12 protein-coding genes, 1 tRNA gene and 1 pseudogene are annotated in these 17,243 nt (G+C 66.7%); 8 read left to right on the forward strand and 6 right to left on the reverse strand.

Annotation, left to right across the window (positions count from 1 at the left end):
* Window positions 1-41 precede the first annotated feature (41 nt).
* The 4 genes and pseudogenes from kaiC to ACFHNC_RS11270 form a co-directional block, all read left to right on the forward strand.
* Window positions 42-1,760 (forward strand): annotated as a pseudogene (gene kaiC / locus ACFHNC_RS11255) (circadian clock protein KaiC); the annotation flags it as partial.
* Window positions 1,753-2,034 carry a circadian clock KaiB family protein gene (locus tag ACFHNC_RS11260; RefSeq protein ID WP_437169312.1) on the forward strand — a complete coding sequence of 94 codons (282 nt, stop codon included), beginning with the start codon at window positions 1,753-1,755 and terminating at the stop codon, window positions 2,032-2,034. The pseudogene kaiC and the gene ACFHNC_RS11260, both read left to right, overlap by 8 nt.
* On the forward strand, window positions 2,031-4,826 hold the full coding sequence (locus tag ACFHNC_RS11265) for a PAS domain S-box protein (protein ID WP_437169313.1): 2,796 nt from the start codon (window positions 2,031-2,033) through the stop codon (window positions 4,824-4,826). The genes ACFHNC_RS11260 and ACFHNC_RS11265 overlap by 4 nt, the downstream gene beginning before the upstream one ends.
* A 452-nt stretch (window positions 4,827-5,278) precedes the next feature.
* Window positions 5,279-6,469: a fatty acid desaturase gene (locus tag ACFHNC_RS11270; protein WP_437169314.1), complete on the forward strand. Its 1,191-nt coding sequence runs from the start codon at window positions 5,279-5,281 to the stop codon at window positions 6,467-6,469.
* A gap of 30 nt (window positions 6,470-6,499) precedes the next feature.
* Here ACFHNC_RS11270 and ACFHNC_RS11275 read toward each other — a convergent pair whose 3' ends face one another.
* The 3 genes from ACFHNC_RS11275 to ACFHNC_RS11285 form a co-directional block, all read right to left on the reverse strand.
* A complete protein-coding gene (locus ACFHNC_RS11275; protein ID WP_437169315.1) occupies window positions 6,500-7,903 on the reverse strand; it encodes a sensor histidine kinase in 1,404 nt (467 codons plus the stop codon).
* Entirely contained in the window at window positions 7,900-9,099 is a 1,200-nt protein-coding gene (locus ACFHNC_RS11280) for an FIST signal transduction protein (protein ID WP_437169316.1), read from the reverse strand. Before ACFHNC_RS11280 ends, ACFHNC_RS11275 begins: the two co-directional genes overlap by 4 nt.
* A gap of 320 nt (window positions 9,100-9,419) precedes the next feature.
* Window positions 9,420-9,494: transfer RNA gene (locus tag ACFHNC_RS11285), tRNA-Thr, on the reverse strand.
* 251 nt (window positions 9,495-9,745) lie between these two features.
* On the opposite strand from ACFHNC_RS11285, the gene ACFHNC_RS11290 reads away from it, so the two are divergent.
* The 4 genes from ACFHNC_RS11290 to ACFHNC_RS11305 all read left to right on the forward strand — a co-directional run bounded on the left by ACFHNC_RS11290 (window position 9,746) and on the right by ACFHNC_RS11305 (window position 13,844).
* Window positions 9,746-11,311, forward strand: coding sequence for a hypothetical protein (locus ACFHNC_RS11290; RefSeq protein ID WP_437169317.1), 1,566 nt, complete (start codon window positions 9,746-9,748; stop codon window positions 11,309-11,311).
* Window positions 11,308-11,820: a hypothetical protein gene (locus ACFHNC_RS11295; protein ID WP_437169318.1), complete on the forward strand. Its 513-nt coding sequence runs from the start codon at window positions 11,308-11,310 to the stop codon at window positions 11,818-11,820. The genes ACFHNC_RS11290 and ACFHNC_RS11295 overlap by 4 nt, the downstream gene beginning before the upstream one ends.
* Window positions 11,821-11,882: 62 nt before the next feature.
* A complete protein-coding gene (locus tag ACFHNC_RS11300; RefSeq protein ID WP_437169319.1) occupies window positions 11,883-12,809 on the forward strand; it encodes an alpha/beta fold hydrolase in 927 nt (308 codons plus the stop codon).
* A gap of 72 nt (window positions 12,810-12,881) precedes the next feature.
* Complete coding sequence (locus ACFHNC_RS11305; protein ID WP_437169320.1) at window positions 12,882-13,844, forward strand: radical SAM protein; 963 nt, start codon at window positions 12,882-12,884, stop codon at window positions 13,842-13,844.
* 74 nt (window positions 13,845-13,918) lie between these two features.
* Here the strand turns inward: ACFHNC_RS11305 and ACFHNC_RS11310 are convergent, their stop codons facing one another.
* The 3 genes from ACFHNC_RS11310 to ACFHNC_RS11320 form a co-directional block, all read right to left on the reverse strand.
* Window positions 13,919-14,833, reverse strand: a complete 915-nt coding sequence (locus tag ACFHNC_RS11310) for a hypothetical protein (RefSeq protein WP_437169321.1) — start codon at window positions 14,831-14,833, stop codon at window positions 13,919-13,921.
* A gap of 6 nt (window positions 14,834-14,839) precedes the next feature.
* A complete protein-coding gene (locus ACFHNC_RS11315; RefSeq protein WP_437169322.1) occupies window positions 14,840-16,390 on the reverse strand; it encodes an AAA family ATPase in 1,551 nt (516 codons plus the stop codon).
* 161 nt (window positions 16,391-16,551) lie between these two features.
* Window positions 16,552-17,241: a cyclase family protein gene (locus ACFHNC_RS11320; protein ID WP_437169323.1), complete on the reverse strand. Its 690-nt coding sequence runs from the start codon at window positions 17,239-17,241 to the stop codon at window positions 16,552-16,554.
* Window positions 17,242-17,243 lie beyond the last annotated feature (2 nt).

Raw genomic sequence — 17,243 nt, forward strand, 5'->3', positions numbered from 1 at the left:
CCTTTCCGCCGGTGTAGCGCCCGGCGCGCAGAAGGGATCGGAGCAGGATGGCCAAGGCCGCAACCGGGATCCCGGGTCTGGACGAGATCACCCGAGGGGGTCTGCCGGCGGGCCGGGTGACGCTCATCTCGGGTGGCCCAGGCGCCGGCAAGACCCTGCTGGCGCTGCAAAGCCTGACGCGCGGCGCCGGGCGGGACGGCGCCCCCGGCATCTTCGTCGCCTTCGAGGAATCTCCCGACCGCATCCGCGCCAATTGCGCCGGCTTCGCCTGGGCGGGTGATGAGCCCTGGCAGGATTCGATCCACTTTCTGGACGCGCAGCCCAGCCCGGACATGGTGCACGCCGGCAGCTTCGATCTTGATGGCATGCTCGCCGCGCTGGGTGCACAGGTCGCACAGACCGGCGCACGCCGCATCGTGCTCGATGCCATCGACGTGGTGCTGGCGCTGCTGCCCGATGCCGCGGCACGACGCCGGGAATTGCTTCGCCTGCACCATTGGCTGGTGGCGCGTGACATGACCGCGATCCTCACCGCCAAATCGGGCTGCGGCGGCGCCCTCGACCAGAAGGCCGGGGATGCGGAACTGCTCGGCTTCCTCCAGTTCATGGTCGATTGCGCCATCATCCTGCGGCATGAGGCCGTGGCCGGAATCTCCCAGCGCAGCCTGCGCGTGCTGAAATACCGTGGCTCCGCCTTCGCCGAGAACGAGGCCCCGCTGCTGATCGGCGCCCGCGGCATCGAGGTTGCCTACGCCGCCCGGGAGCGTGAGACCGCCGCGCCGGTGACGGATGAGCGGGTGGGCACCGGCGTCCCGCGGCTCGATGCCATGCTGGATGGCGGCTACCATCGCGGCGCCAGCGTGCTGATCAGCGGCGCGCCCGGCACGGCCAAGACCACGCTGAGCGGCGCCTTCGCCGATGCCGCCTGCCGGCGCGGCGACGCCACGTTGATGGTCAGCTTTGATTCGCGCAGCGAGGAGGTCGTCCGCAACCTCGCTTCCGTTGCCATCCACCTGGCGCCGCATCTGGCCAGCGGGCGCCTGCGAATCCTGTCAGTGCGGGCGGTGAATGGCAGCGCCGAGGCGCATCTGATGCGCATAAAGGCGGAAGCCACGGCGCAGGGTGCGCGCTGCCTGGTGATCGACCCGCTCTCGGCACTGTCGCAGGACGGCAACGCCGCCTTCTCCCACAGCGTGGCGGAACGGCTGATCGACTGGGCCAAGACCCGCGGCATGACGCTGCTCTGCACCAGCCTGCTCGGCGCGACGAATCCGGAGCAGGAGGGCACGCCGCTCCAGGTCTCGACCATCGCGGATACCTGGATTCATTTGAGCTACGTCATCCGCGCCGGCGAACGCAACCGGGCGCTGACCATCATCAAGTCGCGCGGCACCGGGCATTCCAACCAGGTGCGGGAATTGCTGCTGACCAGCCAGGGCGTGACGCTGGAAGACGTGTATCTGGCGGATGGCGAGGTGCTGATGGGCACGCTGCGCTGGGCGCAGGAGAACCAGGAACGCCTGCGCGCCGCCCGCCATGCGGAACAGGCCAGGCTGGAGCGCCTGCGGCTGGATGCGGAAGCGAGCGAGATCGAGGCGCGCCTGGCCCTGCTGCGCCGGCAGCTTGAGGTGAAGCAGGCCGAGGCCACCGCCCTGCACCAGGCGGGCGATGTGCGGATGGAGGATTCCGTCCGCGCCCGCCGCGAATTGCAGGACCGCCGCATGGCGGATGGGGCGCGGCAGGATGACGCGGATGGCTGAGGCGGTGCCACGCCTGCGGCTTTACGTGGCCGGCGCCGGCCCGAATTCACGCAAGGCGATCGCCAACCTCGCGCGGCTGCGCGCCACGACGGTGGTGGCCCACTGGCCGGTGGAGACGGTGGATGTGTTCGAGCAGCCGGAGCGCGCCCTGGCGGATGGCATATTGCTCACGCCGCAACTGTTGATCCTGACCGAGGGCGGCACGCGCACCGTGATCGGCGACCTCAGCGATCGCGACGCGCTGATCGCCGTGCTGGCGCTGGACCCGACGTGAGCGGCGACATCGGCGGGCCGCCGCGCCAGGCGGAGATCCTGCAGCTTCTGCAAACCCTTCAGGTGACGCAGCAACGCCTGGTGGAGCTGACCGGCGGGCAGGTGGATGCGGTGATCGACCCCTCCGGTCGGCGCCATCTGCTGCCCAGCGCGCAGGAAGATGTGCTGCGGGTTGCCGGCACCTTCCAGGGCATCTTCGACCACGCCGCCGTCGGCATTGTCACGACGGACCGGAGCAACGCGCTGCGCGAGGCCAACCGCGCCTTCTGCGCCATGCTGGGCTATGCGCTGGAAGAACTCGCCGGTCGCGACTTCGCCACGCTGGCCGACCCCGCGCAGGAGACCGATTGCCGCAGCCTGGTGGAGGCCGTGATCCGTGGCGAACGCCCCGGCTTCGTGGTCGACAAGCCCCTGCTGTCCAGCACAGGCGCCTGTGTCTGGACCCGCATCAGCGCCTCCGCCCGGCGCGACGCCGACGGGGCGCTGGAAGGGCTGATCGCGATCATCGAGGACATCTCCGAACGCAAGGCGGCGGAGGCGGCGAACCAGCGGCTTTCGGCAAGGCTGGCAGCGACCGTCGCCAGCATCTCCGACGCCTTTTTCACGGTCGATGCCAGCGGGCGGCTGACGCACGTGAATGCGCCGGCCGCGCGGCTGTTCGGCGCTGCGCCCGAGGATCTGCTGGGCACCGCGATCGCGTCGCAGTCCGGCTTCGGCCCCGCGGACCAGCTCGGCACCTGCCTGCACCACGCCGCGGCGCAAGGCGCGATGCAGGGCTGCGAGGCGCTGCTGGAGGGCGCCGGAGTGTGGCTCGAGATGCGCGCCTACCCGGCGGCCGAGGGCGTGACCGTGGTGCTGCACGACATCACCGAACGCCGGCGGCGGGAGGAATGGCAGCGACTGCTGGAGACCTGCATCGACGGGCTGAACCACATCGTGCTGATCACCGATGGGGTGGTCGATGAACCCGGCCCGCGCATCGTCTTCGTCAACGACGCCTTCGAACGGCGCACCGGCTACAGGAGCGAGGAGGTGCTCGGCTGCAGCCCGCGGCTGCTGCAGGGCCCGAAGACGTCGCCACCCGAACGCGCCCGCATCCGCACCGCACTGGAAGCCGGGCAATCGGTCAAGGCGGAGCTGCTGAACTATACCAAGGCCGGCGAGGAATTCTGGATCGAGATCGATATCGTGCCGGTACTGGCAGCCGATGGCTCCGTCGCGCATTTCGTCTCCGTCGAACGCGAGATCACCGACCGGCGGCGTTACCAGACGCAGCTCGAACAGCAGGCGGCGCTGCTGGAACAGGTGCAGGACGCCATCCTGGTTCAGGGCATCGACCAGCGCATCCGCTATTGGAACCGCGCTGCGGAGCGCCTGTATGGCTGGCGCGGAGAGGAAGTGATGGGCCGCGTCGCCGGGCCGATGATCGGCGGCGCGCCGGATGCCGTGGAGCCGGCGATCGAAGCGGTGCTGGCGCAAGGCGCCTGGAGCGGTGAACTGCACCAGCGGCACCGCGACGGCAGCGTCCTGATCGTCGAGGCCGCCTGGACGCTGGTGCGGCATGAGGACGGCGCACCCCGCGCCATCCTCGCGGTCCATACCGATGTGACCCAGCGGCGGGAGCTGGAGCGGAGGTTGCGCCAGTCGCAGCGGCTGGAGGCGATCGGCCAGCTGACCGGCGGCGTGGCGCATGACTTCAACAACCTGCTCACCGTCATCCTCGGCAACGCGGAGATGCTGATGGAGGAATTGCCGCCCGCCAGCGACCTGCGCCAGATGGCGGAGATGAGCGTGGCGGCGGCGGAACGCGCGGCGGCGTTGACCAGCCGGCTGCTTGCCTTCTCCCGCCGCCAGACGCTGGATCCGAAGCCGGTCGATGTGAATGCCCTGCTGACGGGGCTCGGGCAGATGCTACGGCGCACGCTGGGCGAACAGGTGGAATTCGAACTCCGCCCGGCACGCGACCTCCGCATCGCTCTGATCGACCCGCCGCAACTGGAAACCGCGGTGCTGAACCTCTGCATCAATGCGCGCGACGCCATGCCCGGCGGTGGCCGGCTGACGGTGGAGACCGCCGATGTGCGGCTCGATGCCGATTTCGCCCGCGCGGAGGATGAGGTCGCGCCAGGCGACTACGTGATGGTGCGGGTCAGCGACACCGGCACGGGCATGCCGCCCGAGGTGGCGGCGCAGGCCTTCGAGCCGTTCTTCACCACCAAGGAAATCGGCCAGGGCAGCGGATTGGGGCTGAGCATGGTCTACGGCTTCCTGAAGCAATCCGGCGGGCACGTCTCCATCCAATCCAGCCTCGGCCAGGGCACCCGCGTCAGCATGTACCTGCCGCCCGCCGCCGCGCCGGCCGCGCCCGGCATCCTGGCGCCGCGCCGTGCAGGGCTGCCGGGCGGGTGCGAACGGGTGCTGGTGGTGGAGGATGACATCCCGGTCCGCAACCACGCGGCGGCCCTGCTGCGGGAGTTGGGCTACCAGGTGACGGAGGCGGGGCAGGCGGCGGATGCCTTGCTGATCCTGCGCGCCGATCCCGACTATGATCTGCTGTTCACCGATGTGGTGATGCCCGGCGGGATGACGGGGCCGCAGCTCGCCGCCATGGCGCGGCAATTGAAGCCGGCGCTGCGCGTCTTGCTGACCAGCGGCTACAACGTGCCGCCGCCGCCGGGCCTGGACCTTTTGGCCAGCGCCCTGCCGCTGCTGAGCAAGCCCTATCGGCGTCACGAGCTGGCGGACAAGGTGCGCGAAGCGCTGGATGGCGAGGCGGGCAGCGCCCCCGCCTGACCGCTGCGGACCGCAGGCTGGCCGCTGCAGGGTCGTGGGCCGGATTCCGCGCGCCGCAGGCGGTCATGCGAGCCATTCATCGCCTTTGATCACAGTAAGGCGTGATATAACTGATTAAACGTATATCAACCTGACCGGAAAGATGGGTGCACTCGGTCGGCAGTGATCGCTGAGGAATCGGCCATGCGCTTGAAGACGCGACGCTCCGGCCGCCCCCGGCTTTCGCCTGCCCCGACGCGAGGTGCCGACCCGTGGGTCGGCATGGTAGCCGCCAACATGCCGGTGGTCCGGCCCGCCGCCCACGCCGCGCCGCACTGGTCGAACCATCCGCCCGGTCGGCGCCGGGCGCGGGCCGGCCGCGACCCTCCGGTGTCGCTGGCGCCCCCCCATGTCCCGCCCATCGCCATAAGCCGCGCGCCGATCCCGGCGCCAAATCGGAAAGACTGCCGCAGATGTATCTGTCGCCCGAACGCTTCGACACCACCGACGCCCTGTTCAGCCGGGAGCCTGTCGCCGACACCCCGAGAGAGGCCATGGCTGCCCGCCTGCCCGCCGCGGTGCAGCCCTTCCTCACCTGGCTGACAGCGATGCCGGCGCGCGGCGAGGCGATGCCCGACGTGGCCGCCTGGCGCTTCGTCACCGGCGCGCTGGCGCTGGTGCTTGGCGGGGTTGCGCTGGGCGCGGTGCCGCTGGCGCTGGCGGCGCCGCTCTTCTGGGCCTGGCTGCTGCTGCCGCTCGGGCTGCTGCTGACCTCCTGCGGCCTTGGCCTGTTCCAGGTGGTCATCTTCCACCATTGCTCGCACGGCACCGTCTTCGCCAGCCGCGAGCGCAACCGGCAGGTCGGGCGGCTGGTCTCCGCCTTCCTGCTGTTCAAGCGCTTCGACGACTACCAGCACGAGCACATGAAGCACCACAGCGCCAAGAAGCTGCTGACGGAGGAGGATGAATTCGCCGATTTCGTGCTCGGCCTGTGCCGGTTGGAGCCGGGTCTGCCGAAGGCGGAGCTGTGGCGGCGGGTGGTGGGGAACACCGTCTCCCCGGTTTTCCATGCACGCTTCGCGCAACGCCGGATCAAGGCCGCGCTGTTCAGCGGCGACCGCGCGCATGATTGGACCGGCCGGCTGTTCTGGGGTGCCCTGATCGCCGTGGCGGCGGCCACCGGCACGCTGCTGGAATTTGCCATTCTCTGGCTGCTGCCGGTGACGGTGCTACTGCAGATCGCCACCATCTACCGGATCCTGTGCGAGCACCGCTTCCCCGAGGCATCGCTGATCGCGCTGCGCGACCGCAGCTTCGTCTGCCACGCCACCACCGGCGTCTTTGCCGGCCGGCGCCCTCCCGCCTGCCGGGCGGCCGGCCTGCGCGGTCGGCTACGCTGGGCGGCGTGGTGGGCGGATATTCTGACGGTACAGTTGTTTGTCCGGCTGTTCGTGCTGGTCGGCGATGCGCCCTGCCACGACTTCCACCATCGCCGCCCCGCCACACGGCGCTGGACCAGCTACATCCATGCGCGGCAGCAGGATGCCGAGGCCGGTTCACCAGGCTTTCCGCATGGCTACACGGAATGCTGGGGCTTGTTCGAGGCGGTGGACAGCAACCTGGCGACGCTGGCCGCGACCGCACCCGCGACGATCGGCCGCTGATGCCTTGCCAGGTTCAGCGGGGTCTGGCCGTCAGGCCCCGCTGACGGGTTTGGCCGCGGGTGCCCTGCGTGCCGCCAGGGCGCCCTGTGGCGGCCGCACCGCATCGGGCGGCAGGTGCACCGTGACGGTGGTGCCCTGCCCGAGGGTGCTCTCCAGCACGAAGCGGGCGCCATGTGCCTCGACCAGGTTCTTGGCGATGGGCAGGCCGAGCCCGGTGCCGGGAAAGCGCCGGCGATGGCCGCTGGAAGCCTGCTGAAACGGCTGCAGCACGCGGGCGATGTCCGTCGCCTCGATCCCTATGCCGGTATCCGCCACGCTCACCTGCGCGCCGCCATCTGGCTGCACCACAAACCCCAGCCGCACACGCCCATTAGCCGGCGTGAACTTCACCGCATTGCCCAGCAGATTACCGAGGACCTGGCGAAAGCGCAGCCGGTCCACGAACAGTTCAGAGCCACACCCGAACTCCGCCGCATCGAGCGTCACGCCCTGGCGCAGCGCGAGGGATCCGGCCTCCCCAAGCGCCGCCTTGAGCAGGCTTTCGCTGGCCACCCATTCGCGCCGCAGGCTGGGCGCCGCATTCTCCAGGCTGGCGTAGTCCAGGATGTTGTCGATCAGGTCCAGCAGCATGCGGCCGGATTCGTTGATCTGGGCGATGTAGGTGCCGCGCTGTTCCTCCGTTGTCGGGATCGCCGATCCGGGCGCCATGATCTCCGAGAATCCGATGATGGAATTCAGCGGTGTGCGCAGTTCGTGGCTCAGCGTCGCCAGGAAGCGCGCCCGGGTTGCGCCGCTTTCCTCCGCCGCCGCCTTGGCCGCGCGCAATTCGACCTCCGCCGCCTTGCGCGCGCGCACATCGAGGTAGACGGACAGCGCACCCTCGACGAGTTCCTGGTCCCGCGGCTCGAAGGGCCGGGTGACATTGCCTTCCGAATGATTGCCGAGGATCAGCGCGACCCCGCTCAGCGGATCGAAGGCCCAGAGCACATAGGGCGTGCGCAGGATCGCGGTCAGCTCATAGGCTGGTGGTTCCAACAGGGTGCGGGAGGTGGTGAAGAAGAAGCTGGGCGCCGCCGGCAGCACCACCTGATCCTGCCACGTCTCGCCGCTCATGCCGATCACATCGGTGACCCGGAAACGGGCGGATCCGTCTCCGCCGATGCGCTCCAGCAGTGCGGCGCGGTCGCACAGCGCATTGTCCACGACCACTTCCAGCATCGGCTGCCCGATTTCCTCGGGCAGGTTGCAGGCATCCGACAGGCGATGCGCCTCCCGGATCAGCTTGGCCACGGTGCGGCTGCGGCGGGCCTCCCGGAAGGCCTGGCTCTGCTCCTCCTGCAACCGCAGCAGCCTCGCCCCAAGATCGTTGCATTCTCGCCGGTAATAGGCGAGCTCACGATCCAGCGGACTGGGCTCGGGCGGCTTGCGCGTCATCGGCGGCGGCGCAGCACGGCGAGAACACCGGTCCAGTCCAGCGAACGGCTGATCCCGCCGCCCACCGGGGCGACCTCCACGCCGGAGTAGAAGCCGAGCAGCGGGATCGATGGGTCGAGGCCCTGCGCAACCAGTTCCGCCTCCTCCACCGCCGCGCCGCTGCGTGCGCTGGCCCGGCCGGCACAGTCGATATACAGCGCCAGCAGGTTGTCTTCCCCGGCCACGGTGCCGTTCATCGCGGCAACGCCGCGGCGCACCGAATCCAGCATCAGCGAATTGTCGCGGCTCATGATCTGTACGACCGTGCCGAGTGCGAAATCGGGCTCGAACAGGGTGACGGAGCCGGCTTCGGCATTGGCGCGCAGGATCAGGCGATTGACGTAGTCGCCTTCCTGGTAGGGGGCGTAGGGGTCGCCCTGCTTCTGCCCCAGCGTCACTTCCAGCGACAGATCCTGCCCCCGCGTCTGGCCGAGCGGCAGCCCCAGCATGCGCTCGATCACGCTCAGCGCCGGCTCGCCATCCAGTTCAAACACATCGGCCCCGTCGATGCGCGTGATCTCCATGAAGGAGCTGATCGGGCGGCAGCCATGCATGATGACCGTCTCCACCTCGATCCCCGGCGGGAAGATCAGGGCGATGGCGGCATGCTTCAGGACGCGGCGGCCGGCGAAGACCCAGCCGCCGGTCAGGTTCATGTCGGTCAGCAGCCCGCCGCCGAACAATTGCAGCGGCGTGGTGCCGAAGCCGTCGTGGAACCCCTCGACGATGGAGCTGGCGAAGTGCAGGCGCGGCGGGGCGCGGGAGGCGACGCTGTCGAACAGGAGCATCACGGCCGCATCCGGGCTGGCGATGCGGCCCACATCCTGGCCCAGCGCATGTCCCGCGGCCCGGACCCCGCCGAGCAAGGCGTCTGTCATCACCGCCTGCGGCACCACCGCCGGGTCGTACAGGCTGACGATACCCATCTCGAAGCCGCCATAACCAAAGCTGTCACGGCCGATTACGCCGGCGGCGGAGCCACCATAGATCGACACCGGGCCGAATTCGGCCGTGAGCGCCGCCAGCACAGCATCCGGATCGTGTTTGCCGCCGCAGAAGGCCAGCAGCATCAGCGGCGCATCGGGGCCAACTGCCTCCCGGCATAACCGCGCCGCGACGGCGGGGTTGGAGCTTTTGACGTTGGCGGCGCGGATCATCGGATCAGTCCCGGAGGCAGAGCTGGCCATTGCACAGCCAGGATTTAAAGCTCCGGCCGGTGTTCATCGACTGCAAGAAAAACGTCTCTTTGAGCAGCAGCATCAACCTAAATCATCGGCCGTTTCGCATGGAATTTCAACATGCAAATCATAAGTAACCAATGCTGTTGCTCAAGGCTAAGCCTTGCGATTTCGTCAGGGAATCGTGTGCAGGCCGCAGGCCATGGTTGCCGGGCATCCGGCGCAGCGCGAAACAAGCGGAATTGTCGCGTCGGATGCCGCGGAAACGCCATGAAATCGTCTGGATGCAAGGGGGGGAGTGGTGCTGCTGAAGAGGATTGAACTCTTGACCTCTCCCTTACCAAGGGAGTGCTCTACCACTGAGCTACAGCAGCGGACCGCCGGAAAAGCGTGCAGGTTCCTAGCGGTTCACCCGGCACGCTGCAAGCCCCCGCCCCATCATTGCGCCACGGCCGCCAACCGCCCGCGAAACGCGCAGGCAACAGCATCGTGATCCGGCTGGCGGCCTGATGATTTGCCAGCTCGGCTCAGGCGAGGAGACTGGCCACCCAAACCGGCACGGAACGCGAATCTTGGGTGCCACATTCTGAAGCTGAGCCCGGATGCGAGGCCCGAGGCCCGCCTCGTGCCGCATCGGGCCTGGGCCAGCGCGCAGCGCGAGGTAATGGGCATGGTGGAACAGCCCGGCATCATTGCCCTGCTGGGCGCTGCAGGCGTCGGCAAGACCGCCCTGCTCGGGGCGCTGGCGGCACAGCTCCGCGCGCAGGGGCAGACGCCGCAGCAGGTTGCCTGCGGTGACCTGCTGACCAGCCCGCTGCCGCCCCTGCTGCTGGTGGATGAGGCGGACCGCATCGACGACACCATGCTGGCGGCCCTGGCGCGGGAGGATGGCGTGGCGGTGCTGGCCGCGCTGCCCGGCTTCGCCACCCGCCTGGCCAAGCTGCCGCACCGCCTGGTGCGCCTCGGCGGACTGCTGGAGGAGGAGGTGCCCGCCTATGTCGCCGCGCGCCTGGCCACGCTGGGCCTGCCCGCAGACCGCATCGCCGCGGCCGCCTTGACTGAATTGGCCGAGGCCTCGGCAGGGGTGCCGCGCCGGCTGAACGTGCTGATCGGTAGCAGCCTGTTCATGGCGGAGATGGAGGGCGCGCCGCAGGTCAGCGCGGCGCATGTGCAGGCGGCGGCGGAGATGCACACGCTACCGCTTCCCGAAGCTGCGGCGCCGGGCCAGGCGCTGATCCTGCCGCCAGAGACGATGCTGGCGGCGGGCGTGCCGCACCCCGAGCCGGCCGCGCCGCCACCTCCGCGGCGCCTGGGCTGGATCATGGCCGGACTGCTGGCCGCGGCCGCCCTGGGGTTTGCACTGCTGCCGGAGGCGCCGCCGCCGCCGCCTGCCCCTGCCGTGGCCGCTGCCAGCACAGCCCCTACCACGCAGCTGCCGCCGCCCCTTCCGGCCCCACCCCTTCCGACCCAAGCCATGCCAGCCCCGCCCCTTCCGGCCCAAGCCCTCCCGGCCCCGCCCCCCCCGACGCAGCCGCCCCCGCGGCTGGTCCTGACCTACCCCCGGGGCAATGCCGCCGCCGCCGCGCGCAGCTCCGATCTGGCGGCGCGGCTGCGCGAGGCCGGTGTTGTGGCCGGCGCGCCATTTCCGGTCTCGGCCGGCGTGGAGGCCGACCAGCTGCGCTATTTCTTCCCGCAGGATCGGGCGCTGGCGCAGGATCTGACCGCCGCGGCGGGGCAGGCCGGGGTGGCCATGCAGCGCGGCGCGGTTCCGCCGGGCGCCCCCCTGCCAAGGCCCGGCACGCTGGAATGGGCCGTCTCGGCCAATCCGGCCAGCGGCATCCCGGCCAGCCAGCCGGCACCCCTGCCACCCGCCCCCACCCTCGCCGTGCCTGTCCCCCACCAGCCGCCGGATGGCGCGGTGCTGCCGGCCGCTTCCCTGCCAGTGCAACTGACCTGGCTCGGGCTGGAGACGGCCGAGGCCCCGTGCTGCTTCATCGAGGTGTTGAGCCAGGCCGTGGATCTCACCTGGCAGGAGGTGTTCGCCGGCTTGCCCGACGCCACCGACCGCCATCTGCTCTCGCTGCCCGCACCGGCGGACTACGCCTGGCGTGTGCTGCATGTCTCGCGTGAGGGTCCGCGCTATGCCGCCAGCCCCTGGTCGCGCTTTACCCTGCGCGGCGACGCACCATGAGGCGCCTCGCCTGCCTGGTCCTGGCCGCCAGCCTCGCCGCCTGCGCCGCGCCGCCACCGCCGAGCCGCCCGGCCCCGCCACGCCCCACCGCCGCACGCCCCCCGCCCCCGCTGCATGAAGCGCCGGCAGGCTGGTCCTTCAGCACCGCCACCGCCACCTGCACCGCCCGCATCACGCATCCGGACGCCTCGCTTTCCGTCACCGCCGGGCCGGAGCCGCAGGTGGAATTCGTCGCGCGCGGGACCGACGCAGCGCCGCGCATCCTGAACCTGGCGTTTCGCGGGCCGGAAGGCGCCTGGTCCCGCCGCCTGGCGGCCCGAGGCGCGGAGGGCGCCGGGGTGACGCAGCCGCTCGCCCCCGCCTCGGAGCGCCGGGTGCTGGCCCTGCTCGGCGGCGGCACGCTGACCTTCACCCGCCCCGGCGCCGCCGCGCTGCGGGTGACGCTGCCGGATGCGGGGGTATCCGGGCGCGACTGGTTCGGCTGCCTCAACAAGCTGCGGCCCGGCTGACGGCGCAGAATTGGCCGGCGGAGGCATCGACAGCGGCGCCGACATCCGCATCTATCGCCAGCATGCGCACCCTGATCCTGATCTCCGCCCTACTGCTGGCCGTGCTGCTGGTGGCCGCCTTCTGGCTCTACACCCCGGACCGCCCGCGCGCGGCGCTGGAGGCGCGCTATGCCGCCGCCCCCTCCGCCTTCCTGGAGGTCGAGGGCGTGCGGCTGCATCTGCGCGATACGGGGCCGCGGGACGCCCCGGCGCTGATCCTGCTGCACGGCTTCGGCAGCAGCCTGCACACCTGGGATGAGGTGGCGCCCCTGCTTGAGGACCGCCTGCGCGTGATCCGCCTGGACCTGCCCGGCTTCGGCCTGACCGGCGCCGACCCCTCCGGTGACTATTCAGACCCGCGCGCCATCACGCTGATTGCGGGCCTGATGGACCGGCTGGGCGTGGCGCAGGCGCATATCCTCGGCAGTTCGATGGGCGGCCGCATCGCCTGGCGCTTCGCCGCGGCGCAGCCCGCGCGCGTGGCCAAGCTGGTGCTGATGGCGCCCGATGGCTTCGCCGCCCCCGGCAATGGCTACGGCGCCGCGCCGAGCGTGCCGCTGCTGATGCGGGTGCTGCCCTACACCCTGCCGGAGCGCCTGCTGCGCGCCAGCCTGGCGCCGGCCTATGGCGACCCCGCCGCGCTGACCCAGGACCGCTTCGAACGCTACCGCGAAATGATGCTGGCACCGGGCGTGCGCCAGGCGATCGTGGACCGCATGGCCGGCCATGTGCTGCCGCCGCCGGAGCCGATCCTGGCCACCATCCAGGCCCCGGTCCTGCTGCTATGGGGCGAACGGGACGGCATGGTGCCCGCCAGCCACGCCGCGGATTACCAGCGCGTGCTGCCCGACAGCCGCCTTGTCGTCCTGCCCGGCCTTGGCCATGTGCCGATGGAGGAAGCGCCCGAGGCCGTGGCCGCGGCGCTGCGCGGCTTCCTGCTGGCGGAATAAGGGGCGTAACCCCACCGCCCTCGCCCGCGAAGCCGCACTGAGCCATCCCCGCACCGCCAGAAGGATCGCGATTTGTCCACGCTCAGCCAGACCATGCCGCGCCCCCTCTCCGCCGCAAAATTCCAGGACCCCCGGGTGACCGCGAAGGGGGAGCGCCGGGCGGTGGTGGCGCTGGCGGGGCTGGAGACGCTGTGGGTGAACACCGGGTCGCTGTGCAACATCACCTGCCGCGCCTGCTTCATGGAAAGCAGCCCGCGCAACGATGCGCTGGCCTATATCTCCGCCGCCGAGGTCGCCACCTATCTGGATGAGGCCGAGGCGATGCCGGTGCGGGAGGTGGGGTTCACCGGCGGCGAGCCTTTCATGAACCCCGACCTGCTGCCGATGCTGGAGGATGTGCTGACCCGCCCCGGCGCGCTGCGGGCGCTGGTGCTGACCAACGCCATGAAGCCGCTGCGCCGCTACGCGCCAAAGCTGCTGGCGCTGCGGGACCGGGTGGATACGGACCGCCTGACGCTGCGCGTGAGCCTGGACCACCACAGCGCCGCGCACCATGATTTCGAACGCGGCGAGGGCAGTTTTGGGGCAAGCCTGGAGGGCCTCGGCTGGCTGGCGCGGCACGGCTTCCGCGTGCATGTCGCCGGCCGCGCCAGTTTTGGCGGGGAGGATGAGGCGGCGATGCGCGCCGGCTTCGCCCGGGTTTTTGCCGACCACGCCATTCCGATCGACGCCGCGGACCCGGTGGCGCTGATGCTGTTTCCGGAAATGGACGCGACGGTGGATGTGCCGGAGATTTCCGAGGCGTGCTGGGGCATTCTGGGCAAGCACCCGGACCAGATGATGTGCGCGTCTTCCCGCATGGTGGTGAAGCGCCGCGGCGCGGACCGCCCGGCGGTGGTGGCCTGCACCCTGCTGCCCTACGAGCCGCAATTCGAGCTGGGGGCGACCCTGGCGGAGGCGGCCCGGCCGGTGGCGCTGAACCACCCGCATTGCGCGAAGTTCTGTGTGCTGGGGGGAGCGAGTTGTTCGCGGTGATCGAGTTACCCGATTTATATGAATGGAAGCGTACGCTGATCCTAATCTGAGGTTCGGCAGCTCGACGCCGACCCTCAAGGCAAAGGCGGTCTAGCACGAGCCCTATCGCATCTTTCCATCAGGTAAGCGAGGAGGTCTGAACAGGCTTGGATGCCGACCCACAAGGCATTCTTCCAATAATTCTGGCTTGGGTATAACGTCCTTATACTCGAACGCTTGGACTCGACCCATGCATCGAGTTCGACCTGAGTTAAATGCCGTCCGCGCAGCCCAAACATGAAATGGTAATCGTTAATGAGTCCGACCAATTCCTCAGCTGAGACCGATATAAATTTGGCCTCAAGACCGTATGCGCAAAAATGCCGAATTGCTAAAGGGACCAGATACGCACATCCTCCCGCTTTATTGTTGATAGCGAAATTTAGCAGCAACTTCCGTTCATCATTGACCTTAACGACACTGACCACACACTCTAGAAGAGAAGTCGAATCCAGCGCGTCGTAGTAAGGATTAACCGTGCTTCGAATAGGCGATACTAGATCGTCTTTTTTTATGCCTGAGTTGCAAGGCTCACAGACATAGATAAGGTTCGGGGAGTACATTGCAAAATCGGGAAATCGCCCCGACGGGAGAAAATGATCCCAACGTCCTGCGGGCTCTAACTGGCAGTACGGGCACCGAATTGTCTCATCGACTGTCTTTGCAAGCTCGGTGATCCGCTTGGGCAGACGATCTCTAAGCTCAGAAAGGAGACGTTGTTTGAGGCTTGGACTATAGCAAGAGAGAAGTGCTTTAGCCTCTCCAGCGGTTCGCGAGACTTCAGGAACAGCTTCCAAATTTTTTTTACTTTGTTCATATTCAGCATATCTATATTTAATCGACGCCTTCAGATCCGTCAGAGCAGAGATATACTCTAAGTCTAATTTTCCATCGACGACCGAGTTGTACTGCGCATAGAAGTCACCGTTAGGCAAAGGTACGTTATACATCTGCAGCTAACTCAGCTTCAATTTGGCTAATGACCAGAGATATACCTTGGCATTACTGCCTAGTCCTTTGGGAAACAACTGCTCGACCTTTGCTGGATCGTTATCATGCTCCGCCAAAAGATCCTTTATAATAGCAGTATAATCTCGCTCGTACTCTCTAGTGTCAAAAAGCGCACCTGTTATATTCGAAATATTTTCCCCAAACGTTTCGAAATCGGGTTTTTCAACACTAATTTCTTCATTGGCGTTCCGCCGAATTATATTCACATGTCTGCTTTGAACCTGTTGTGCGATAATTGGCGAGTGAGTAGCAACGACGGCATACGAGTCGTGCGACGGAAGTATTCGCAACAGCTCGGTTGTGAGCGCCGCCATCAGGCTTGGGTGGAGATGTGTCTCTGGCTCGTCCATCAGAACCAGTGTGCGCTTTCGAAGATACCTGACTAGATGTGCAAGAATATTCAGTACAATCTTTTGGCCTGCACTCAGGTGGCCGTAACCTGAAGTGCTCTCCGGCTCAAAGTATTTCTCGAAGTCAGATACACCGAGAGTGTTTTGCGCAGCCGCACCTAGCAATTTCTTCTGAGCTTCAGTCATATCGCCGATGAGTTCACGGAGCTTCTCCACCAACTCACTCTCCGTGTAAATCGTGTTGTCTGATTTTCGAATTCCGCAATAGGTATATCGGATGTCCTGATTAACGACATGCGGTCGCTCAAATTGGTCAAAAGGATTGAAGGAAATGGCTATTACTGCATAAAAAGAGGGGGCTGGGAAAACGCGTCCAGCCTCTTCACGTTTAGCTAAATCCTTCCGCTGCTCTACCGATCGATCCCGCGTATCTGAAAGCTGCGTCAAAGATGCAGTAATTCCGGTCAATTCGATAGCTAACTTAGACAAAAGCTGCGTCTTGCCAGATCCATTTCTGCCGGCAATTAAATTAAGAGTGCTTAATTTCTCACCAGCCTCTCCGAAATCGAATTTTATTGCATGCTCGTTCACCGCGCCGGGCAGTCTTACGCGATATTCAAATTGATTAACCAGGGAACCTGTAACTCCAAACAAACTTCTTGCTTTGTCACGCACCTCTGCTGCTCCTCCAGGGTCGCGAAGAAGAGCGGTCTGAAAGCAAGAATCGTCTTCGAAATCACTCCACTTCCTCGGCTGTGTTGCAGCATCGGCTATTGCTCGCAAGAGGTATGGCGCATCAGTTCCCAATTCCGCATGAATTTTCTCATAAAATGCGTTAGACAGCGCAAGACTGCAATACTCCGCTTCAGCATTGCCCAGATCCGGAAATCTAAACGGTCCGTTTTTGAACGTCCACTCTGGGCTTTCCTGTGTTTTCCAGTGGGAGGTCTGGCCACGCCTCATTACGCGAACTTCACCTAGCAGAATAACGGCCTCACCCGGAGATTTATGCAGATATGCTCTGCACATTGTCCGATAGCCGTAGTCATCCCAAGAGTCATAGGCCAGTACCAAGACAGGATAGTTACTCTCTTTGGATGGTGTCGGGAGAGCAGAACCGGGCTCTTGCACCAGAATTTCTGTCACAGTGGCTAACTTCCCTCAGTCTCGTAAATAGACCAACGCAACAGTGCCGCCGACGATAAGCCTACACTAGTGTGCCATCAACTTACATCCTCGCCAGTGCTGCATTGCATAATCAATTTGATCTTGTCTTAGATGCGTGGAGGCAAGTCGCTAAGCTGGCTCTACCCCACCACCGCCACCGCCCGGATCGGACTCGCCGTCCCCCCGCGAATCTTCAGCGGAAACCCAATAAACCGAAACCGCCCGCGCCCCACCACCGCCTCCAAATTCGCCAGGCATTCGATATGCGTAATGCCCCGCTCCGCGCACGCCATATGCGCCCGGAAGTTCAGCTCCCCTTCCGGCGCGGGGCTGATCGCCTCCACCCCGAACATGCCAATCCCCTTGTCCGCCAGCCAATGCACGCTCTCCACCGCCAGCCCCGGAAAGTCGTGCAGGTAGCCGGGCTTGCCGAGCAGTCGGGCGTTCACCCCCATATGGATCAGCACGGTATCCCCCGGCCGTATCTCCTCGCCGGATGCCGCCAGCGCCGCCTCCATCTCCGCCACCGTCACCGCATGCTTCAACGGCACATGGGACAGGTCGAGGCAGATGGCCTCCGTGTAGAATTTCTCCAGCGGCACCTGGTCGATGCTGGCCGCCCCCGGCCGAGGGTCGAAATGCACCGGCGCGTCCACATGCGTGCCGGCATGGTCGCTCATCGACATGAAAAGCGCCTTGCTGGTGAAGGTGGTGGCGCCGGCCACCTTCTTCTCCGAATGGTCACCCCACACCGTCATCACCACCGGCGGGTGGCTCGGGTGGGCCTGGGTGCGGTGGAAGATTTCGCGCGACAGGTCGATGAGTTCCATGG

The organism is Falsiroseomonas sp. E2-1-a4, assembly GCF_051433165.1.
GTDB lineage: Bacteria > Pseudomonadota > Alphaproteobacteria > Acetobacterales > Acetobacteraceae > Falsiroseomonas.